General features: G+C 70.2%; 17 protein-coding genes. 5 read left to right on the forward strand and 12 right to left on the reverse strand.

All coding sequences use genetic code 11. From position 1 onward, the window contains the following. The first annotated feature begins 18 nt into the window (after nt 1-18). The 5 genes from J5Y10_RS05985 (at nt 19) to J5Y10_RS06005 (ending at nt 4,481) form a co-directional block, all read left to right on the forward strand. Nucleotides 19-1,983, forward strand: a complete 1,965-nt coding sequence (locus J5Y10_RS05985; RefSeq protein ID WP_209371809.1) for a lytic transglycosylase domain-containing protein — start codon at nt 19-21, stop codon at nt 1,981-1,983. Then, complete coding sequence (locus tag J5Y10_RS05990) at nt 1,980-2,825, forward strand: alpha/beta fold hydrolase (protein ID WP_209371811.1); 846 nt, start codon at nt 1,980-1,982, stop codon at nt 2,823-2,825. The genes J5Y10_RS05985 and J5Y10_RS05990 overlap by 4 nt, the downstream gene beginning before the upstream one ends. Further along, complete coding sequence (locus J5Y10_RS05995; protein ID WP_209371813.1) at nt 2,825-3,265, forward strand: phosphatidylglycerophosphatase A family protein; 441 nt, start codon at nt 2,825-2,827, stop codon at nt 3,263-3,265. The genes J5Y10_RS05990 and J5Y10_RS05995 overlap by 1 nt, the downstream gene beginning before the upstream one ends. Continuing rightward, nucleotides 3,265-3,759 (forward strand): CinA family protein, encoded by a 495-nt coding sequence (locus J5Y10_RS06000; protein ID WP_209371817.1) that lies wholly within the window; start codon nt 3,265-3,267, stop codon nt 3,757-3,759. Before J5Y10_RS05995 ends, J5Y10_RS06000 begins: the two co-directional genes overlap by 1 nt. A gap of 200 nt (nt 3,760-3,959) precedes the next feature. Further along, nucleotides 3,960-4,481, forward strand: a complete 522-nt coding sequence (locus J5Y10_RS06005; protein ID WP_209371818.1) for a GNAT family N-acetyltransferase — start codon at nt 3,960-3,962, stop codon at nt 4,479-4,481. Here J5Y10_RS06005 and J5Y10_RS06010 read toward each other — a convergent pair. The 12 genes from J5Y10_RS06010 to wrbA all read right to left on the reverse strand — a co-directional run bounded on the left by J5Y10_RS06010 (nt 4,456) and on the right by wrbA (nt 17,890). Beyond that, a complete protein-coding gene (locus tag J5Y10_RS06010; RefSeq protein WP_209371819.1) occupies nt 4,456-5,520 on the reverse strand; it encodes a threonine aldolase family protein in 1,065 nt (354 codons plus the stop codon). The two genes, J5Y10_RS06005 and J5Y10_RS06010, sit on opposite strands and share 26 nt — an antisense overlap. Nucleotides 5,521-5,583: 63 nt before the next feature. Further along, the gene (locus J5Y10_RS06015) at nt 5,584-6,063 is read right to left on the reverse strand and encodes a type II toxin-antitoxin system RatA family toxin (protein ID WP_209371821.1); all 480 of its coding nucleotides are present in this window, start codon (nt 6,061-6,063) and stop codon (nt 5,584-5,586) included. Nucleotide 6,064: 1 nt separating this feature from the next. After that, nucleotides 6,065-7,132, reverse strand: coding sequence for a lipoyl synthase (lipA, locus tag J5Y10_RS06020; protein ID WP_209371823.1), 1,068 nt, complete (start codon nt 7,130-7,132; stop codon nt 6,065-6,067). A 68-nt stretch (nt 7,133-7,200) separates the two neighbouring features. Then, nucleotides 7,201-8,595: a dihydrolipoyl dehydrogenase gene (gene lpdA / locus J5Y10_RS06025; protein WP_209371832.1), complete on the reverse strand. Its 1,395-nt coding sequence runs from the start codon at nt 8,593-8,595 to the stop codon at nt 7,201-7,203. A gap of 64 nt (nt 8,596-8,659) precedes the next feature. Further along, complete coding sequence (locus tag J5Y10_RS06030; protein WP_209371834.1) at nt 8,660-9,148, reverse strand: GNAT family N-acetyltransferase; 489 nt, start codon at nt 9,146-9,148, stop codon at nt 8,660-8,662. Continuing rightward, nucleotides 9,145-10,542, reverse strand: coding sequence for a pyruvate dehydrogenase complex dihydrolipoamide acetyltransferase (locus J5Y10_RS06035; RefSeq protein WP_209371835.1), 1,398 nt, complete (start codon nt 10,540-10,542; stop codon nt 9,145-9,147). The genes J5Y10_RS06030 and J5Y10_RS06035 overlap by 4 nt, the downstream gene beginning before the upstream one ends. Before the next feature lie 12 nt (nt 10,543-10,554). Beyond that, nucleotides 10,555-12,012 carry a pyruvate dehydrogenase complex E1 component subunit beta gene (locus J5Y10_RS06040; protein WP_209371836.1) on the reverse strand — a complete coding sequence of 486 codons (1,458 nt, stop codon included), beginning with the start codon at nt 12,010-12,012 and terminating at the stop codon, nt 10,555-10,557. Between the two features lies 1 nt (nt 12,013). Next, nucleotides 12,014-13,078, reverse strand: coding sequence for a pyruvate dehydrogenase (acetyl-transferring) E1 component subunit alpha (gene pdhA, locus J5Y10_RS06045; RefSeq protein WP_209371837.1), 1,065 nt, complete (start codon nt 13,076-13,078; stop codon nt 12,014-12,016). Between the two features lie 219 nt (nt 13,079-13,297). Next, nucleotides 13,298-13,588: an FtsB family cell division protein gene (locus J5Y10_RS06050; protein ID WP_245214360.1), complete on the reverse strand. Its 291-nt coding sequence runs from the start codon at nt 13,586-13,588 to the stop codon at nt 13,298-13,300. Between the two features lie 206 nt (nt 13,589-13,794). Further along, entirely contained in the window at nt 13,795-15,078 is a 1,284-nt protein-coding gene (gene eno, locus J5Y10_RS06055; protein WP_209371839.1) for a phosphopyruvate hydratase, read from the reverse strand. Nucleotides 15,079-15,178: 100 nt separating this feature from the next. Continuing rightward, on the reverse strand, nt 15,179-17,125 hold the full coding sequence (locus J5Y10_RS06060) for a hybrid sensor histidine kinase/response regulator (protein WP_209371841.1): 1,947 nt from the start codon (nt 17,123-17,125) through the stop codon (nt 15,179-15,181). Between the two features lie 162 nt (nt 17,126-17,287). Then, nucleotides 17,288-17,890, reverse strand: coding sequence for an NAD(P)H:quinone oxidoreductase (wrbA, locus tag J5Y10_RS06065; protein ID WP_209371843.1), 603 nt, complete (start codon nt 17,888-17,890; stop codon nt 17,288-17,290). Between the last annotated feature and the right edge of the window lie 113 nt (nt 17,891-18,003).

Genomic DNA, 18,003 nt, shown 5'->3' on the forward strand with positions numbered 1-18,003 from the left:
AGGTTAGAAGCGGCAGCGATGCGCATTCCGGTCCGCCCGGCGGTCGCCGCCCTCCTCGTCCTCGCCGCCGCGGCAGGACCCGCCGCCGCCCAGCCCTGGGCGACCGAGGCGCAGCGAAGCGCCGGCCGCGCCGCGCTGGCCCAGGCCAATGGCGGGCGCTACGCCGCGGCCGAAGCCGCGGCCGCCCAGGCGGACCCGCTGGTCCGCAAGCTTGCCCTCTGGCTCCGGCTGCAAGTCCGCGGCCAGGGCAACTCCGCCGAGCTGGTGGATTGGATGGCCGCCAATCCGGACTGGCCCCTGCCGAACACCCTGACCCGCCGGGCCGAGGAGGCGCTGGCTGCCGACCCGGATGACGCGCGCGCCCTCGCCCACTTCTCCCGCTTCCCCGCCACGACGCTGGACGGCGCCCAGCGCCACGCGGATGCCCTAACCCGCGCCGGGGACACGGCGCAGGCGGCGACGGTCATCCGGAGCGCCTGGACGTCCGGCCTCGGGGACGCGGCCGCCGAGAGCGGCTTCGCCGAGCGCAACGCCGCCCTGCTGACGCCGGAGGACCGCTGGCGCCGCTTCGACCGCGCCTTCCTTTCGCTTGATACGGGCGACGCCGCCCGGGCTGCGGCCTGGCTGGATCCGTCCCGCCGCACCGTGGCCGATGCCCGGCTCGCGGTGGCCGCCGGCACCGCCCAGCCCGTGACGGCGGGCGAGGATCTCGGCGTCCTTGCCGCCAGCGCCCGCGCGCTGCGCCGGGCCGACCGCGACACGGAGGCTGCCGCCGCCTGGGCTGCCGCCGCCCCGCTCCAGAAGGGCCTGCCGCCCGATGCGGCCCGGGGTATCTGGACGGAACGCCAGGTGCTGGCCCGCAAGCTGCTGCGGCTCGGGCAGGACCGGCTGGCCTATGCGGTGGCTTCCCAGCACGGCCAGACGGAGGGCGAGGCGCGGTCGGAGGCGGAGTTCCTGGCCGGCTGGATCGCCCTGCGCCGGCTGAGCGACCCGGTGCAGGCCGCCCGGCACTTCTCGCTTCTGGGGGACAACAGCGCGAGCGTCATTACCCGCGCCCGCTCCGCCTACTGGGAGGGGCGCGCGCTGGAGGGGAAGGATGCCGCCCGCTCCCGCGCCCGGCTGGGCGAGGCCGCGACACTCGGCACTGCCTTCTACGGCCAGCTCGCCGCCCTGGCGCTAGGCGAGGACGAGCCGCGCATCGCCGCCCGCATCCGCGCCATCCTGCCGCCCCAGCCGGGCGAGGAGGCGCGGCGCCTCTTCCAGGGGCGTGAACTGGCCTCCGCCGCCGCGGCCCTGGCCGATCTCGGCGACGCCCGCCGCGCCCGCATCTTCCTTCTGCGGATGGAGGAGCTCTCCCCGGATGCCGCGGACCGGGTGCTGATCGCCCGGCACGGCATGGCGCTGGGCCGGCCGGACTTCGCCGTCTGGATTGCCCGCCGAGCCGGGGCGGACGGCGTGATGCTGCTGCCGGAGGGCTGGCCCTCCCCATACCCCGCCCCCTCCGGCGGGCTGGAGCCGGCGATCGTCAACGCCATCGCCCGGCAGGAGAGCAATTTCGATCCGGAGGCCGTTTCCGGCGCGAATGCGCGCGGGCTGATGCAGCTGCTGCCCGCCACCGCCGCCGGGGTGGCCCGCAAGCTCGGCATCCCCCACCAGCCGGGATGGCTCACCTCCGACCCCGCCCACAACATGCGGCTGGGGTCGCAGTACCTGTCCGACCAGCTGGCGCGCTTCGGCGGCAATCTCGCCCTCGCCGCCGCGGCCTACAACGCGGGCCCGGGGCGGGTGCAGGAATGGCTGGGCACCTACGGCACTCCGGGCGAGGGCGGGACGGATATCATCGACTGGATCGAGTTGATCCCCTTCACGGAGACGCGGAACTACGTGCAGCGGGTGACGGAGAACGTAATGGTCTACCGGGCGCAGGATTCCACCGCGGCCGCCCTGCCCCACCCTCTCAAGCCCTGGATGACCGGCCCATGAACCCCGTGACGCGGCGCATCGCCGCGCGGGACGGGCTGGTCCTGAACGCCCTGGACTGGCCGGGGGACGAGGGCCGCACGCCCCTCCTCTGCCTGACGGGCATCCTGCGCACCGCCCACGACTACGACCGCTTCGCGGAGCGCCACGCCGGCAAGCGCCGCGTGGTCGCGCTGGACTACATGGGCCATGGCGAGAGCGCCCGCGCCGCGGACATCGCCCGCTACCGGCCGGAGCGGGCGGTGAACGACGTGCTGGATGCCTGCGCCGCCCTGCACCTGCCGCGCGCCGTGGTGGTCGGCACCTCCTTCGGCGGGATCATGGCCATGATCCTCTCGGTCCTGCGCCCCACGTTGCTGCGGGGCGTGGTGCTGAACGACATCGGGCCGGTGATCGACCCGCGCGGCCTCTCCCAGGTGGGCGGCTTCGCCGGAAACGACCCGGGCTTCCCCGGGATCGACGAGGCCGTCGCCTATCTCCGCACCGTCATGCCCCGCATACCTCTGGCCGACGAGGAGGCTTGGCGCCATTTCGCCGGCCTGACCTATGCCCGCGGCGAGGACGGGCTGCTCCACCCGCGCTGGGACACCCGCATCGCGGAGGCCATGGAGGCGGGCGCCGCGCCGCCCGATCTCGGCCCCGTCTTCCGCGGCCTGCGCCCCGTGCCCGCCATGTTGGTCTGGGGCGAGGAGAGCGAGTTCCTCGCCGCCGACACGGTGCGCGCCATGGTCCGGGAAAAGCCGGACCTGGAACTGGTTACCCTGCCCGGCGCCGGCCACGCCCCGACCCTGGAGGAGCCGGAGCTGGTCGGCCCCGTGGACGACTTCCTGGACCGCATCCCCTGATGTCTCCCGCGATGATGGTCGCGAGCCTTTGCGGCATCGGCCGGCTGCGCCCGGCGCCCGGCACCTGGGGATCGGCGGTCGTGCTACCCGCCGCGTTGCTCGGGCCGGGACCCTGCCTGGCGCTCGGGATCGCCTTTGCTCTCGCCGGCCTCTGGGCCGTCTCCCGCCTGCCGGAAGCGCGGGAGGACCCGGGCTGGGTGGTGGCGGACGAGGCGTCCGGGCAGTGCCTGACGCTTGCGGCCCTGCCGGCCGGCACGTCGCTCTGGTGGGTGCTGCTGGCCTTTGCCCTGTTCCGTGCCGCCGACATTCTGAAGCCCGGCCCCGTTGGCTGGGCCGACCGGCGCGGGGGAACCCTGGGCGTGATGCTCGATGACGTCCTGGCCGGGCTGCTGGCCGCCGCCGTGCTGGGCCTGCTGCGCTCCTTCGGAGGAATGGGCTGATGCTGCCCCAAGCCACCATCGACCTCGCCGCCACCCTGCTGGCCGCCTTGCGCGAGAGGGGCCTGACATCCGCGACGGCCGAGTCCTGCACGGGCGGGCTCGTTGCCGCCGCCCTGACGGCCGTGCCCGGCTCCTCCGACGTGGTGCAGGGAGGCTTCGTCACTTACTCCAACGCGATGAAGTCCCGGCTCCTCGGCGTGCCGGAGGCGGTGCTTACCCTCCATGGCGCGGTCTCCCAGGAGTGCGCGCGGGCCATGGCGGAGGGTGCGCTGGGCGCGGCCGAAGCGGGTCTCGCCATCGCTACCACGGGGATCGCGGGGCCGAGCGGCGGCAGCGCGGAGAAGCCGGTGGGACTCGTCTACATCGCCGTGGCACGGGCGGGCGGCGACTCGGCGGTGCGGCGCTGCCACTTCCCCGGCGACAGGGATGAGGTGCGGGCCGCGACGGTGGAAACGGCCTTGCTCCTCGCCCTGGCCGAGCTCAGGGCGGGTTGAAGGGGCATAATGCAGGGCGATGCGGCGGGATTAACGGCGTTGTTGCATCCGCAGCAACACAAACCCGGTATGGTGGCGAGACGCGCAAAAATTGCGCGCGTGACGAGAATCGAAGCGCCAGGGCTTGGGAAGGGTGAAGGAATGAGGCAACAGGACGAGGCCCGCGGCAATGGCGGCGCGCGCGACCGAGCGCAACGCACATGACGCTGACCGTCCGTGCCGCTGGCCCAGCGGACATCGAGGGACTGGCCGCACTCCTGGCCGAGATGCAGGCCTATTATGGAGCTCCAGTCCCTCTGGAGGACGCGCTGGTGGCGGCGGGCCAGCTCTGCACCCTTCCGCCGGAAGGCTTCAACCCGCGCACCCTTCTCGCGATGGACGGGGACATGGCCATCGGCTCCTGCGTCCTGAACGTCATGCTGCCGGCAGCGGACCTGCGCCGCTCCCTCTACATCCGCGACCTTTTCGTCTCTGCCCGGTCCCGGCGCCGGGGGGTCGGGCGCGCCCTGGTGGCCTGCGCGGCCCGGCTGGTGCAGGAGGGTGGCTTCTGCGCCCTGGACTGGACGACGGACTCGCAGAACCTGCCGGCCCGCCGCCTCTATGACGGGATCGGCGGCCGGGTGCTCGGCCGCACCTATTACCGGATCGAGCGGAACTCCCTGGGCACGTTGCTCGAGGAGGACGAGGTGCCCGCCCTCAGCCGCGCAGCAGGCGGCGGATAGTCCCGAGCGCCGCCTCGATCATCGGGGCGTCCACGTCGAGATGGGTGCAGGCGCGCAGGCGCCCACCCAGGCCACTGACCGCGATCCCCTCTCCCCGAAGCGCCGCCTGCAGGGCGGCCGGGGCCATGCCAGCACCGGTGGGGTCGAAGAAGACAAGATTGGTGTCCGGCTCCTCTACCACGACCCCTTCGATCTGCCGCAGCCCGGCCGCGAGGGCCTTGGCGTTGGCATGGTCCTCCGCCAGCCGGTCCACGTTGTTGTCCAGGGCATAGAGGCATGCCGCCGCGCAGATCCCGGCCTGACGCATGGAGCCGCCCAGGCGCTGCTTCCAGCGCCAGGCACGATCAATGAACTCCTGCGATCCGGCGAGCACAGCGCCCAGGGGCGCCCCGAGGCCCTTGGTGAAGTCCAGCCAAACGCTGTCAAAGCCCGCGCACATCTCGGCCGCGGGGATGCCGGCGGCCACGCAGGCGTTCATCAGCCGGGCGCCGTCCATGTGCGTGGACCAGCCGTGGTCGCGCGCGATGCCCGTCAGTTCCGTCAGCGTCGCCAGCGGCCAGACGGCGCCGCCGCCGATATTGGCGGTCTGCTCGATCTCCAGCAGCGTCTGTTCCGGCGAGTGGCGGCTGCGCGGGCGGATGGCGGCGCGCAGCGCGTCCGCGTCAAACATGCCGCGCGGGCCGCGCAGCGGGTGGATCTGAACCCCCGCGATGGCCGCGTGGGTGCCCGCCTCGCTCGTGAGGATATGCGCCGTCTCATGCGCCAGGACCTCGTCGCCGTTGCGGCAATGGACGTTCACGGCGATCACGTTGGCCATGGTGCCGGAGGGCAGGAAGACCGCCGCCTCCTTTCCCAGCAGCGCCGCCATGCGGTCGCAGAGGGCGTGGACGGTCGGGTCGTCGCCGTGCTGCTCGTCGCCCAGCTCGGCCTCCATCATCGCCGCCTTCATGGCGGCGGAGGGGCGGGTCTGGGTGTCGGAGTAGAGGTTGATGCGGACGGGCGGGGCGCCCGGTGCCGGGCGCTCGGGGATCTGGACCATGGGGCTCTCCGCGTCGGGTTGCCGTGGCTTTTGCCAGCCGCGACGCCGGGCGACCAGAGGTGCCTAGCCCGGCCCGGGGCTGGGTCGAGCCGCCATCCCCCCGCCCGGCCGCTCCCGCCGGTAGAGGACCATTGCCCGCCGCTCGAAGGCGCGGACCATGAGCCGCACCGCCTCGTTGAACACCGTGCCGATCACGGCTTGCAGCAGGCGCGACTTGAACTCGAAGTCCACGAAGAACCTCACCTCGGACCCGCCCTCGATCGGGGCAAAGTTCCAGTGGTTGTTCAGGTAGCGGAAGGGCCCGGTGAGGTACTCCACATGGACGTGGTCCGGCCGCTCCAGCGTCACCCGGCTGCGAAAGGTCTCACGGAACATCTTGAAGCCGATCGTCAGGTCCGCGATCAGCTCGTTCTCCGTCCTCGAGACCACATGCGCGCCGACGCACCAGGGCAGGAATTCCGGGTAGCGGCGCACGTCGGCCACTAGGTCGAACATCTGCTCCGGCGTGTAGGGCAGACGCTTGGTCTCGGCATGGGTGGGCATGTCAGGCGGCGCGACCCAGCCTGGCGTCGCGCGCGGCCCGCAGGTCCGCGAAATCCTTGTCCGCGTGGTAGGAGGAGCGGGTGAGCGGCGTGGCGGAGACGAGCAGGAAGCCCTTGGCCCGCGCCAGCCGGGCATAGTCCTCGAACTCCGCCGGCTCCACGAAGCGGTCCACCGCCGCGTGCTTCACCGTGGGCTGCAGGTACTGGCCGATCGTCAGGAAGTCGATCTCGGCGGAGCGCATGTCGTCCATCACCTGCAGCACCTCGCCCCGCGCCTCGCCCAGCCCGACCATCACGCCGGACTTGGTGAAGATGCCGGGGTCCAGCCGCTTCACCTCGTCCAGCAGGCGGAGCGAGTGGAAGTAGCGCGCCCCCGGCCGGATGGTGGTGTAGAGACGGGGCACCGTTTCCAGGTTGTGGTTGAACACGTCCGGCCGCGCGGCCACCACCACCTCCAGGGCGCCGTCCTTGCGCAGGAAGTCCGGGGTCAGGATCTCGATCGTCGTCTCCGGCGCCGAGGCGCGGATGGCCGCAATGGTCTGGGCGAAATGCTGCGCCCCACCGTCCTTCAGGTCGTCCCGGTCCACGGATGTGATGACGACGTGGCGGAGGCCGAGCGCCGCCACCGCCTCGCCAACCCGGCGCGGCTCATCCGTATCCAGGGACTTCGGCATGCCCGTCGTGATGTTGCAGAAGGAGCAGGCGCGCGTGCAGATCTCGCCCATGATCATCATGGTCGCGTGGCGCTGGGACCAGCATTCCCCGATATTCGGGCAGGCCGCCTCCTCGCAGACGGTGACGAGCTTCTGCTCCCGCATCAGGTTGCGGGTCTCGTGATAGATCGGGTGGTTCGGGGCCTTCACCCGGATCCAGTCCGGCTTGCGCTTGATGGGGTTGTCCGGCCGGTTCGCCTTCTCGGGATGGCGCAGCGGCGCCGCGGCGGCGCTGGGCACGATCCGGGCGATGTGCGCGGGCACGACGGCTTCAGGCACGGCAACAGCCGGGCTGGCGCCCTGGATGCCCCCCTGGGCGCCGCCGGCGCGGTGATCCACCAGGATGCGGGTGGTCATATGGATTCTGTCCTTCGGCCGCGCCCCCGGGGCGGGGGGCGCGGCGATAGGGGTGCGGGATCTCTCCCCTAGATGTGGATCACCCGGCCGTAGGCATCAAGGACGGCCTCGTGCATCGCCTCGGAGACGGTGGGGTGCGGGAAGATCGTGTGCATCAGCTCGGCCTCGGTGGTCTCGAGGGTCCGGGCGATGGTGTAGCCCTGGATCATCTCGGTCACCTCGGGGCCGACCATATGGGCGCCGAGCAGTTCCCCGGTCTTGGCGTCGAACACCGTCTTCACCAGCCCCTCGGGCTCGCCCATGGCGATGGCCTTGCCGTTGCCGATGAACGGGAAGCGCCCGACCCGGACCTCGTGCCCGGCCTCCTTCGCCTTCGCCTCCGTCAGCCCCACGCTCGCCACCTGCGGGCGGCAATAGGTGCAGCCCGGGACGTTCATCGCCTCCAGCGGGTGCGGGTGCATCCCCGCGATGTGCTCCACGCAGATGATCGCCTCGTGGCTCGCCTTGTGGGCCAGCCAGGGGGCGCCGGCCAGGTCGCCGATGGCGTAGACCCCCGGCTCCCCTGTCCGGCACATCTCGTCGATCACCACATGGGTGCGCTCGACCTTCACCTTCGTGCCCTCGAGACCAAGCTCCTCGACATTGCCGACGATGCCGACGGCGGAGATCATCCGGTCCGCCGTGATCTCCTGGGTCTTGCCGCCTGCCTCGACGGAGACGGTCACGGAATCCCCGTTCTTCGTGATCTTGCCGATCTTGGCCGAGGTGAGGACGTTCATCTTCTGCTTCGCGAAGGACTTCTGCACGAAGGTGCTGATCTCCGCATCCTCCACCGGCAGGATGCGGTCCATCACCTCGATCAGCGTCACCTGGGCGCCCATGTTGAGGTAGAAGCTCGCGAACTCGCTGCCGATGGCGCCCGATCCGATCACAATCAGCGACTTCGGCATGGCGTCCGGCACCAGCGCCTCGCGGTAGGACCAGATCAGCTTCCCGTCCGGCTCCATCCCCGGCAGCACCCGGGCACGGGCGCCGGTGGCGAGGATGATGTTCTTGGCGGCTAGCTCGGCCACGGCCTTGCCGTCCTTCGTCACGGCCAGCTTGCCGGGGCCGGCGAGCTTGGCGTGGCCGTCATAGACGGTGACCTTGTTCTTCTTCAGCAGCCCCTTAACGCCGCCGGAGAGCTGCCCCGCCACGGCACGGGACCGCTTGATCACCTTCTGGAAATCGAAGCGGATGTTGTCGGCCGCGAAGCCATAGGCATCCAGCGTGTGCAGCAGGTGGTTGATCTCGCTGGCGCGCAGCAGCGCCTTCGTCGGAATGCAGCCCCAGTTGAGGCAGATGCCACCGAGGTTCTCGCGCTCCACCAGCGCGACCTTCATCTTCAGCTGCGCGGCGCGGATGGCGGCCACGTAGCCGCCGGGGCCGCCGCCCACCACCACGAGATCGAACTGGTCGGCCATGCGGGCCTCCTCCGTGGCGCCCATGCGCCGATTGCGTCTTAGGTGGCGGGTCGCCCCGCCGAAGTCACGCGGCCAGATCCTTGAGGGCCTGGCCACTCAGGCGCTGGCCGACCCACTCGCCCTTCGTCTCCGCACCCAGGCCGCGGTAGAAGCCGATGGAGGGCTCGTTCCAGTCCAGCACCTGCCAGTCCATCCGCGTCCAGCCCTCCGCCACCGCGCGCCGGGCGAGGTGGCGGAAGAAGGCGCCGCCGATGCCCAGGCCGCGATGGCCGGGCTCGACGAAGATGTCCTCCAGGTAGATCCCGGGCTTGCCGGTGAAGGTGCTGACGTTGTTGAACCACAGCGCCTGCCCGACCACGCGGCCATCCACCTCCGCCAGCACGGCGTGGAGCAGCGGCTTCTCCCCGAAGAGCAGGGCGCGGAAGTCCTCCTCCGTCCCCACCGCCTCGTCCAGCATGCGCTCGTAATCGGCGAGCTCGCGGACGAGGCGCACCACCTCCGGCAGATCGGCCGGGGTGGCGTCCCTCAGGGTGAAGCGCCGCTCCTCACTCACAGCATCAGGCTCAGGGGATCTTCCACGATCGACTTGAAGGTCGAGACCCACTCCGCCGCCAGCGCGCCGTCGATGGCGCGGTGATCGACCGAGAGCGTCACGGTCATCACCGTGGCGATGACGACCTGGTCACCCTTCACCACCGCCCGCTTCTCGCCGGCGGACACGGCCAGGATGCCGGCCTGCGGCGGGTTGATGATGGCCGAGAAGTTGGACACCCCGAACATGCCCATGTTCGAGATGGAGAAGCCGCCGCCCTGGAACTCCTCCGGCTTCAGCTTGCCGGACTTGGCGCGGGCGGCGAGGTCCTTCATCTCCGTGGAGATGGTGGCCAGCCCCTTCTGATCGGCCTTGCGGATGATCGGCGTGATCAGCCCGTCCGGAATGGAGACGGCGATGCTGATGTCCACGTCGTCGTAGATCACCATGCCCTCGTCGGTCCACGACGCGTTGGTGTTCGGCAGCTTCCGCAGCGTGGCGGCGGCCGCCTTGATCACCAGGTCGTTCACCGAGAGCTTGTAGGCCCCGGCACCATCCTTCGGAGAGCGCGCGTTCAGGTCGGCGCGCAGCTTCATCAGCGCGTCCAGCTCCACGTCGATGGAGACGTAGAAGTGCGGGATCGTCTGCTTCGCCTCGGAGAGGCGGCGCGCGATGACCTTCCGCATGGAGGAGTGCGGGACGACCTTGTGCGGGGCCGTGATGATCGGCGCGGACGGCTTGGGCGCCGGCTTCAGCGCTTCGACCGGAGCGGCGGCGGCAGGCTGGGCCTGCGGCGCGGCAGCCGGCTTCGGCGCGGAGCCACCGGAGGCCTGAGCCGCCTCGATGTCCGCCTTCACGATCCGCCCGTTCGGGCCGGAGCCCTTCACCGAGCCCAGATCGACCCCGGCCTGCTCCGCCATGCGGCGAGCCAGCGGCGAGGCGAAGACCCGCCCGCCCTGCCCGCCCGAGGACGGCGCGGCGGCCGGAGCCGGCTGGTTCCCACCCGAGGGCACGGGCGCGGAGACCGGCTGCTCCGCCGCCCCCGCAACCTTGCCGCCGGCGGCCTGCACGGCCTCCAGCGCCGGGCTGCCGGAGGGAGAGGGGTTCGGGCCGACATCGCCGCCCGGCTTGGCGGCCGGTGCGGAAGCGCCGTCGCCTGACGGAACGGCCTCTCCTTCCTCCACCATGATGCCGATGGGCTGGTTGACCTTCACGCCCTCGGTCCCGTCCGGCACGAGTATTTTGCCGAGGATGCCCTCATCCACGGCCTCGAACTCCATCGTGGCCTTGTCGGTCTCGATCTCGGCGATCACGTCGCCGGACTTCACCGCCTCGCCCTCCTTCTTGAGCCAGCGGGCGAGCGTCCCCTCCGTCATCGTCGGGGACAGGGCGGGCATCAGGATGTTGGTGGCCATCGGACCCGCCCCTTACTTGTAGGTGACTTTGCGCGCCGCCTCGACCACCTGCGCCACCGTGGGCAGCGCGAGCTTCTCGAGGTTGGCCGCATAGGGCATCGGCACGTCGACGCCGGCCACGCGGACCGGGGGCGCGTCCAGGTAGTCGAAGGCGCCCTCGATCACCTGCATCGCCACCTCGCCGCCGACATTCGCGAAGGCCCAGCCTTCCTCGACCGTGACGAGGCGGTTGGTCTTCCGCACGGAGGCGAGGATCGTCTCGGTGTCCAGCGGCCGGATGCTGCGGAGGTTGATCACCTCCGCGTCGATCCCGGCCTTGGCCATCTCCTCCGCGGCCTGCATCGCCAACCCCACCATGATGGAGTAGGCGACGATGGTGACGTCCTTGCCCTGGCGTTCGACCTTCGCCTTGCCGATCGGCAGGATGAAGTCGTCCGCCGTCGGGCATTCGAAGGTCTGGCCGTAGAGGATCTCGTTCTCAAGGAAGACGACGGGGTTCGGGTCGCGGATCGCGGCCCGCAGCAGCCCCTTCGCATCCGCCGCCGACCAGGGCGCGAGCACCTTCAGCCCGGGCACGTGCGCGTACCAGGAGGTGTAGTCCTGGCTGTGCTGCGCCGCCACGCGGGCCGCGGCGCCGTTCGGGCCGCGGAACACGATCGGCGAACCGAGCTGACCGCCGGACATGTAGAGCGTCTTCGCAGCCGAATTGATAATGTGGTCGATGGCCTGCATCGAAAAGTTGAAGGTCATGAACTCGACGATGGGCTTCAGCCCCGCAAGCGCCGCGCCCACGGCCATGCCTGTGAAGCCGTACTCCGTGATCGGCGTGTCCAGCACGCGCTTCGGGCCGAACTCGTCCAGCAGGCCCTGGGAGATCTTGTAAGCGCCCTGGTATTGCGCGACCTCCTCGCCCATCAGGAACACGTCCGGATCGGCGCGCATCTCGAGCGCCATCGCGTCGCGCAGCGCCTCGCGGACCGTGGTCGGCTTCGTCGGCCCCCAATCCTTCTCGGGCTGCTCGGTGGACTTCGCCTCCGCCGCCACGCCCTCGCGCCGTTCCGCACCGCGGGCAGAGACCTGGCCATAATCCTCGGCCTGCTTGGCCACCTTGGCGACATCGCCGCCATGCTGGGTCGCGTTGGACTCCGGCAGCTGCACGGAGGCGGCCTTGCTGCCCTGCTCGGCGGGCGGCGTCGCGCCATCGCCCGCACGGGCGGTCGAACCGCCGTCGCCACCATCGAGCTCGGCGATGGCGGCGTTCACCTGCACGCCCTCGGTGCCCTCAGGGACGAGGATCTTCGTGATCGTCCCCTCGTCAACGGCCTCGACCTCCATGGTGGCCTTGTCGGTCTCGATCTCGGCCAGCACGTCGCCGGACCGGACCGCATCGCCCTCCTTCTTCAGCCAGCGACTGAGCTTGCCCTCCGTCATCGTCGGAGAGAGGGCGGGCATCAGGATCGTCGCGCCCATCTCAGCGGGTCTCCATCTTCATGGACTGGGCATCGACCGGGCTGGGAAGCACCACATCGGTCCAGAGTTCGGATTCGTCGGGCTCCGGGCTGGACTGCGCGAACTCCGCCGCATCCAGCACGATCGCCTTGATCTCGTCATCCACGGCCTTCAGGTCGGCTTCCGAGCGGCCCTGCTCCAGCAGCACCTTGCGGACCTGCTCGATCGGGTCGCTCTTGTCGCGCATCCCCTGCACCTCCTCGCGTGTGCGGTACTTCGCGGGGTCGGACATGGAGTGGCCGCGGTAGCGATAGGTCTGCATCTCCAGCAGGTAGGGGCCCTTGCCCTCGCGGCAGTGGGCCACGGCGCGCTCGCCGGCCTCCTTCACCGCCAGCACGTCCATGCCGTTCACCTTCTCGCCCGGGATGCCCCATGGCGCGCCGTTCTGCGACAGGTCCTTGGAGGCGGAGGCGCGCTCCACGCTCGTGCCCATGCCGTAGCGGTTGTTCTCGATGATGAAGATGCAGGGCAGCTTCAGCAGGGCCGCCAAATTGAAGCTTTCAAACACCTGGCCCTGGTTGGAGGCACCCTCGCCGAAATAGGCGAGCGCGACCTGCCCGTTCTCCTTGTACCAGTTGTGGAAAGCGAGCCCGAGGCCGAGCGGCACCTGCGCCGCCACGATGCCGTGGCCGCCGTAGAAGCCCTTCTCGCGGGAGAACATGTGCATGCTCCCGCCCTTGCCCTTGGAGTAGCCGCCGATGCGCCCGGTCAGTTCCGCCATCACGCCGCGGGCCTCCATGCCGGTGGCCAGCATGTGGCCGTGGTCACGGTAGGAGGTGATGACCTGGTCGCCCTCCTTCAGAGTCATCTGCATGCCCACCACCACGGCCTCCTGGCCGATGTAGAGGTGGCAGAAGCCGCCAATCAGGCCCATGCCGTAGAGTTGGCCCGCCTTCTCCTCGAAGCGCCGGATCAGCAGCATCTCGCGATAAGCCTTGGCGAGGACGTCCTGGTTGTGGCCGGCGGAGGGCGGCGAATCCTTGCCGTTCCCGCGGCGCTTCGCCGCGCTGTCGATCCCGAGGGCCATGGGAGTGCTCCTGCGTTCAAAGTCGGCCGAGGAGGCCGTCTTCTACCGGCAGATACGGTTGGCGCCCGGGATCAGCAAGCTACAAGACTCAGCTAAGTCATTGATGTTGCGTTGCAACATCGCGAATATCCGCACCGAAGACGCAACGACAGGCCCGGGAACGCCAAACGGCGCAGCGGAACCCCGCTACGCCGTCCGGAAGCCCTGCCCATCCCCGCCTCAGAAGAGGCGGCGGTTCGGTGCGTAGGGTACGATGATCTCGTCCTTGGCCACCACGTTGAGCAGGGCGCGGGCGCGCTCCTCCAGCATATCGCGGTCCAGGTGCTCGGCCCGCAGGCCGGCCACCTTCCGCTCCATGGCGTCCCGCTCCGCCTCGGCTTCCGCCAGCACGATCCGTGCGGCGGAAATCTCGGCATTGCGGGTATCGCGGGCAATCAGCCCGCGCGTCCCGTGGATGGCGTGGTGCGCGAAGTATCCACACAGCGCAAAGAAGATAGTCGGAAGAACCAAGGCCTGAGCCCGGCGCTTCACCCCCCTTAAGAAAGCCAACTGCCCCTCCCCCGAAGAGCTTAGGCCGATCGGAATGATCCCCTGGCCGCGAGTAGAATGGTCGCGACGCTGCGGCGCAAGGTCATTCAGGCCAGGGTTGCGGAATTAGCTGTGGACGTTGCGCGCACGCCGCGTCCTGGGGGGCGCGCGGCCCCGTCCAGCCCCGCTCAGCGCCCCTTCGGCAGCACGTTGCGGCCCGCGTAGCGCGCCGCGCTCCCGAGGCCCTGCTCGATTCGGATCAGCTGGTTGTACTTCGCGAGTCGGTCGGAGCGGGACAGCGAGCCCGTCTTGATCTGGCCGCAATTGGTCGCCACCGCGAGGTCGGCGATCGTCGCGTCCTCCGTCTCGCCGGAGCGGTGGGACATAACCGCCTTGTAGCCGGCGCGGTGCGCGGTCTCCACGGCGTCCAGCGTCTCCGTCAGGGAGCCGATCTGGTTCACCTTCACCAGGATGGCGTTGCCGACGCCCTTGTCGATCCCCTGCCGCAGCCGCTCCGGATTGGTCACGAACAGATCGTCGCCGACGAGGTTCACCCGGTCGCCCAGGCGATCCGTCAGCAGCTTCCAGCCCGCCCAGTCATCCTCGGACATGCCGTCCTCGATCGAGACGATGGGGTACTTCCCGACGAGCGCGGCGAGGTAGTCCACCATGCCGGCGGAGTCGAGCTTCTTCCCCTCGCCCTCCATGTCGTAGGTGCCGTCACGAAAGAACTCGGTGGAGGCGCAATCGAGGGCGAACATGATGTCCTCGCCCACCCGGTGGCCGGCGGCCTCGCAGGCGGCGGCGATGAAGTCCAGCGCCTCCTCGGCGCTCTTCAGGTTCGGCGCGAAGCCGCCCTCGTCGCCCACATTGGTCGCGTGGCCGGCGTCGTGCAGCTTCTTCTTCAGCGCGTGGAACACCTCGGCGCCGATCCGCACCGCGTCCGCCATCGTGCCGGCGGCCACCGGCATGACCATGAACTCCTGGATGTCGATCGGATTGTCCGCGTGCTGGCCGCCGTTGATGATGTTCATCATCGGCACGGGCAGCGTGCGCGCGAAGGTGCCGCCGACATAGCGGTAGAGCGGCAGCCCGTAATGCTCCGCGGCCGCCTTCGCATTCGCCAGCGACACGGCGAGGATGGCGTTCGCGCCGAGCCGCGCCTTGTTCGGCGTGCCGTCCAACTCGATCATCGTCTCGTCGATCTTCACCTGGTCGGTGGCGTCCAGCCCGGACAGCGCGTCGAAGATCTCGCCCTCCACGTTCGCCACGGCCTTCAGCACGCCCTTGCCGCCGTAGCGGGACTTGTCGCCGTCGCGCAGCTCCACCGCCTCATGCGCGCCGGTGGAGGCGCCGGAGGGGACGATGGCGCGGCCGATAGCGCCGCTGTCCAGCACCACCTCCACCTCCACCGTCGGGTTGCCGCGGCTGTCGAGGACCTCGCGGGCGATGATGTCGGAAATGGCGGACATGGCTGGCTCCGGCTTTGCGGGGACGTTGCCGGGGCGATAAGGCCCTGCGCCCCGCACTGCAAGGGGCGCCGGATGGGGGAACCCCGCACGGGGGCGTCCCTCAGCCCCCCGCGATGATCGCCTTGATGCGGGTCGCCAGGGCTTCCATCCCGAAGGGCTTGGTCATCACATGCATCCCCGGATCCAGCCGGTCGCCCACCGCCGCGGTCTCGGCATAACCTGTGATGAACAGCACCCGAAGCCCCGGCCGGACCGTGCGCGCGGCATCCGCCAGCTGCCGCCCGTTGAGCCCTCCCGGCAGGCCCACATCGGTCACCAGCAGGTCGATCCGACGAGAGGACCGCAGGATCTCCAGGCCGGAGGGACCGTCCGCCGCCTCCAGCGCCGTGTAGCCGAGGTCCTGCAGCACCTCCGCGACCAGCATGCGGACGGTCTCCTCGTCGTCCACGATCAGCACCGTCTCGCCGGCGCGCGCCCGCGGCGACTCGCCGGGCCCGGCGGCGGCCTCGTCCGTCTCAAGGGCCGCGAGGTGCCGGGGCAGTTGGATGGTGATCGCCGTGCCCTCCCCCGGGGCCGAGCGGATCCGTACCTGCCCGCCCGACTGCCGGGCGAAGCCATAGACCATGGAAAGACCAAGGCCCGTCCCCTGCCCCAGCGGCTTGGTGGTGAAGAAGGGGTCGAAAGCCCGCTCCAGCACCTCCGGCGCCATCCCGACCCCGGTGTCGCTCACGTTGACCGAAACATAGTCGCCGGGAAGCAGCCCCCGCGCCTGCGCCGCCTCCACCGCCAGGGACAGGTTCTCGGTCCCCACCGTCAGCGTGCCGCCTTCCGGCATCGCGTCGCGGGCGTTGATGCACAGGTTCAGCAGTGCGTTCTCGAGCTGGTTCGGGTCGCAGAGCGTCACCCAGAGGTCCGGCTGGAGCGCCTTCCGCACTTCGATGGCCGGCCCCACGGTGCGCTGGACCAGTTCCCCCATGTCCTCGATGAGGCGGTGCGCATCCGTCGGCTTCGGGTCCAGGGTCTGGCGGCGCGCGAATGCCAGGAGCCGGTGGGTCAGCGCCGCGGCGCGGCTCGAGGCGCCGAGGGCGGCGGCGATGTAACGGTCCGCCTCCCCCACCCGTCCCTCGGCGATCCGCGTCCGCAGCAGTTCCAGGCTGCCGGAAATACCGGCCAGCATGTTGTTGAAGTCGTGCGCCAGCCCACCCGTCAGCTGCCCCAGCGCCTCCATCTTCTGCGCCTGGAACAGCTGCTCCCGGGACTGCTCCAGCTGGATCTGGGTCTCGCGCCGCTCCGTGAGGTCGCGCGTCACCTTGGCGAAGCCGATCAGCTCTCCCGCCTCGTCGCGGATGGCGTCGATCACCACCCCGGCCCAGAAGCGGGTGCCGTCCTTGCGGCGCCGCCAGCCCTCGGCCTCGTAGCGCCCCTCTCTTCGCGCGGTCTCCAGCGCCCGGTGCGGCACTCCGGCCGCCGCGTCCTCCTCCGTGTAGAAGCGGGAGAAGTGCTGGCCGACGATCTCCCCGGCCGCGTAGCCCTTGATCCGCTCCGCCCCGGTATTCCAGTTGGTGACCTGGCCCTCCGGCCCCAGCATGTAGATGGCGTAATCGTGCACGCCCTGGACCAGCAAGCGGAAGCGCCGCTCCGTCTCCAGCGCCTCCATCTGGGCCGCGCGCTGCTCCGTCATGTCGCGCGTGACCTTGGCGAAGCCGATCAGCGCGCCGCCCCTGCGGATCGGGTCGATCACCACCATCGCCCAGAACCGGCTGCCGTCCTTGCGGATCCGCCAGGCCTCGGCGGTGAAGCGCCCCTCCTCGACGGCGGTCCGCAGCGCCCGGTCGGGCATGCCGACAGCCCGGTCCTCCTCCGTGTAGAAGCGGGAGAAGCTGGTGCCGATCACCTCCTCGGCCGCGTAGCCCTTGATCCGCTCCGCGCCGGGATTCCAGCTCACCACCACCCCGGTGGGGTCCAGCATGTAAATCGCGTAGTCCACCACGCCCTGGATCAGCAGCTCGTAAGAATCCGAGGCGAGGGATGGTCTTGCCGGGTTCATATGGACACTTGTCGAGAACTGGCCCGCTTCCGTTGGGGCAAGTTCTAAGCACTGATCCGGGCCGCCCTCAAGCAAGGCGTCAAACCGGCCAACAACCCTGGCGGGTCGTCCGGATCAACTCTTCGCGCCGGGGGAGGACCGCGCGGCCTCCCCCATTTGCGTTCAGGCTGCCAGCTTGGCCGCGATCCGTGCCACGTGCTCACCCTGGAAGCGCGCCGCCCCCAGGTCGTCCGGCGTGGGCTTCAGGCTGCCGTCGCCGCCCGCCACGGTGCTCGCGCCATAGGGCGTCCCGCCCTGCACCTTCGTCACGTCCTGCAGCGGGGCGTAGGAATAGGGTAGACCGACGATCACCATGCCCAGGTGGTACAGCACGTTGTTCGTCGCGAGAATCGTGCTCTCCTGCCCGCCATGGAGGCTGGCGGTGGAGGTGAAGCAGGATCCCACCTTCCCATTGAAGGCGCCGCGGGCCCAGAGGCCGCCCGTCTGGTCCAGGAAGTTCTTCATCTGGGACGCCATGTTCCCGTAACGGGTGGGCGTGCCGATGATGATGGCGTCGTAGGCGGGCAGCTCGTCCACGGTGGCGATCGGTGCCGCCTGGTCCATCTTGTAGTGGGACTTCCGGGCGATCTCCTCCGGCACCAGCTCCGGCACGCGGCGGATGTCCACGGTGGTGCCGGGCACGGCCCGCGCGCCCTCGGCCACGGCCTCCGCCATCGCCTCGATGTGCCCGTAGGTGGAGTAGTAGAGAACCAGGACCTTCGCCATCGCGCTTCACCCTTGACTGGCGGCCGGCCGGAGCGGCGGGCCTGCCGAGGAGTTAGGTGAAGGCGGACCCGGCGAACAACGCTTGACGGAAATGACCGTCATTCACGCCGGGT

Source organism: Roseomonas indoligenes, assembly GCF_017813365.1.
Lineage (GTDB): Bacteria > Pseudomonadota > Alphaproteobacteria > Acetobacterales > Acetobacteraceae > Roseomonas > Roseomonas indoligenes.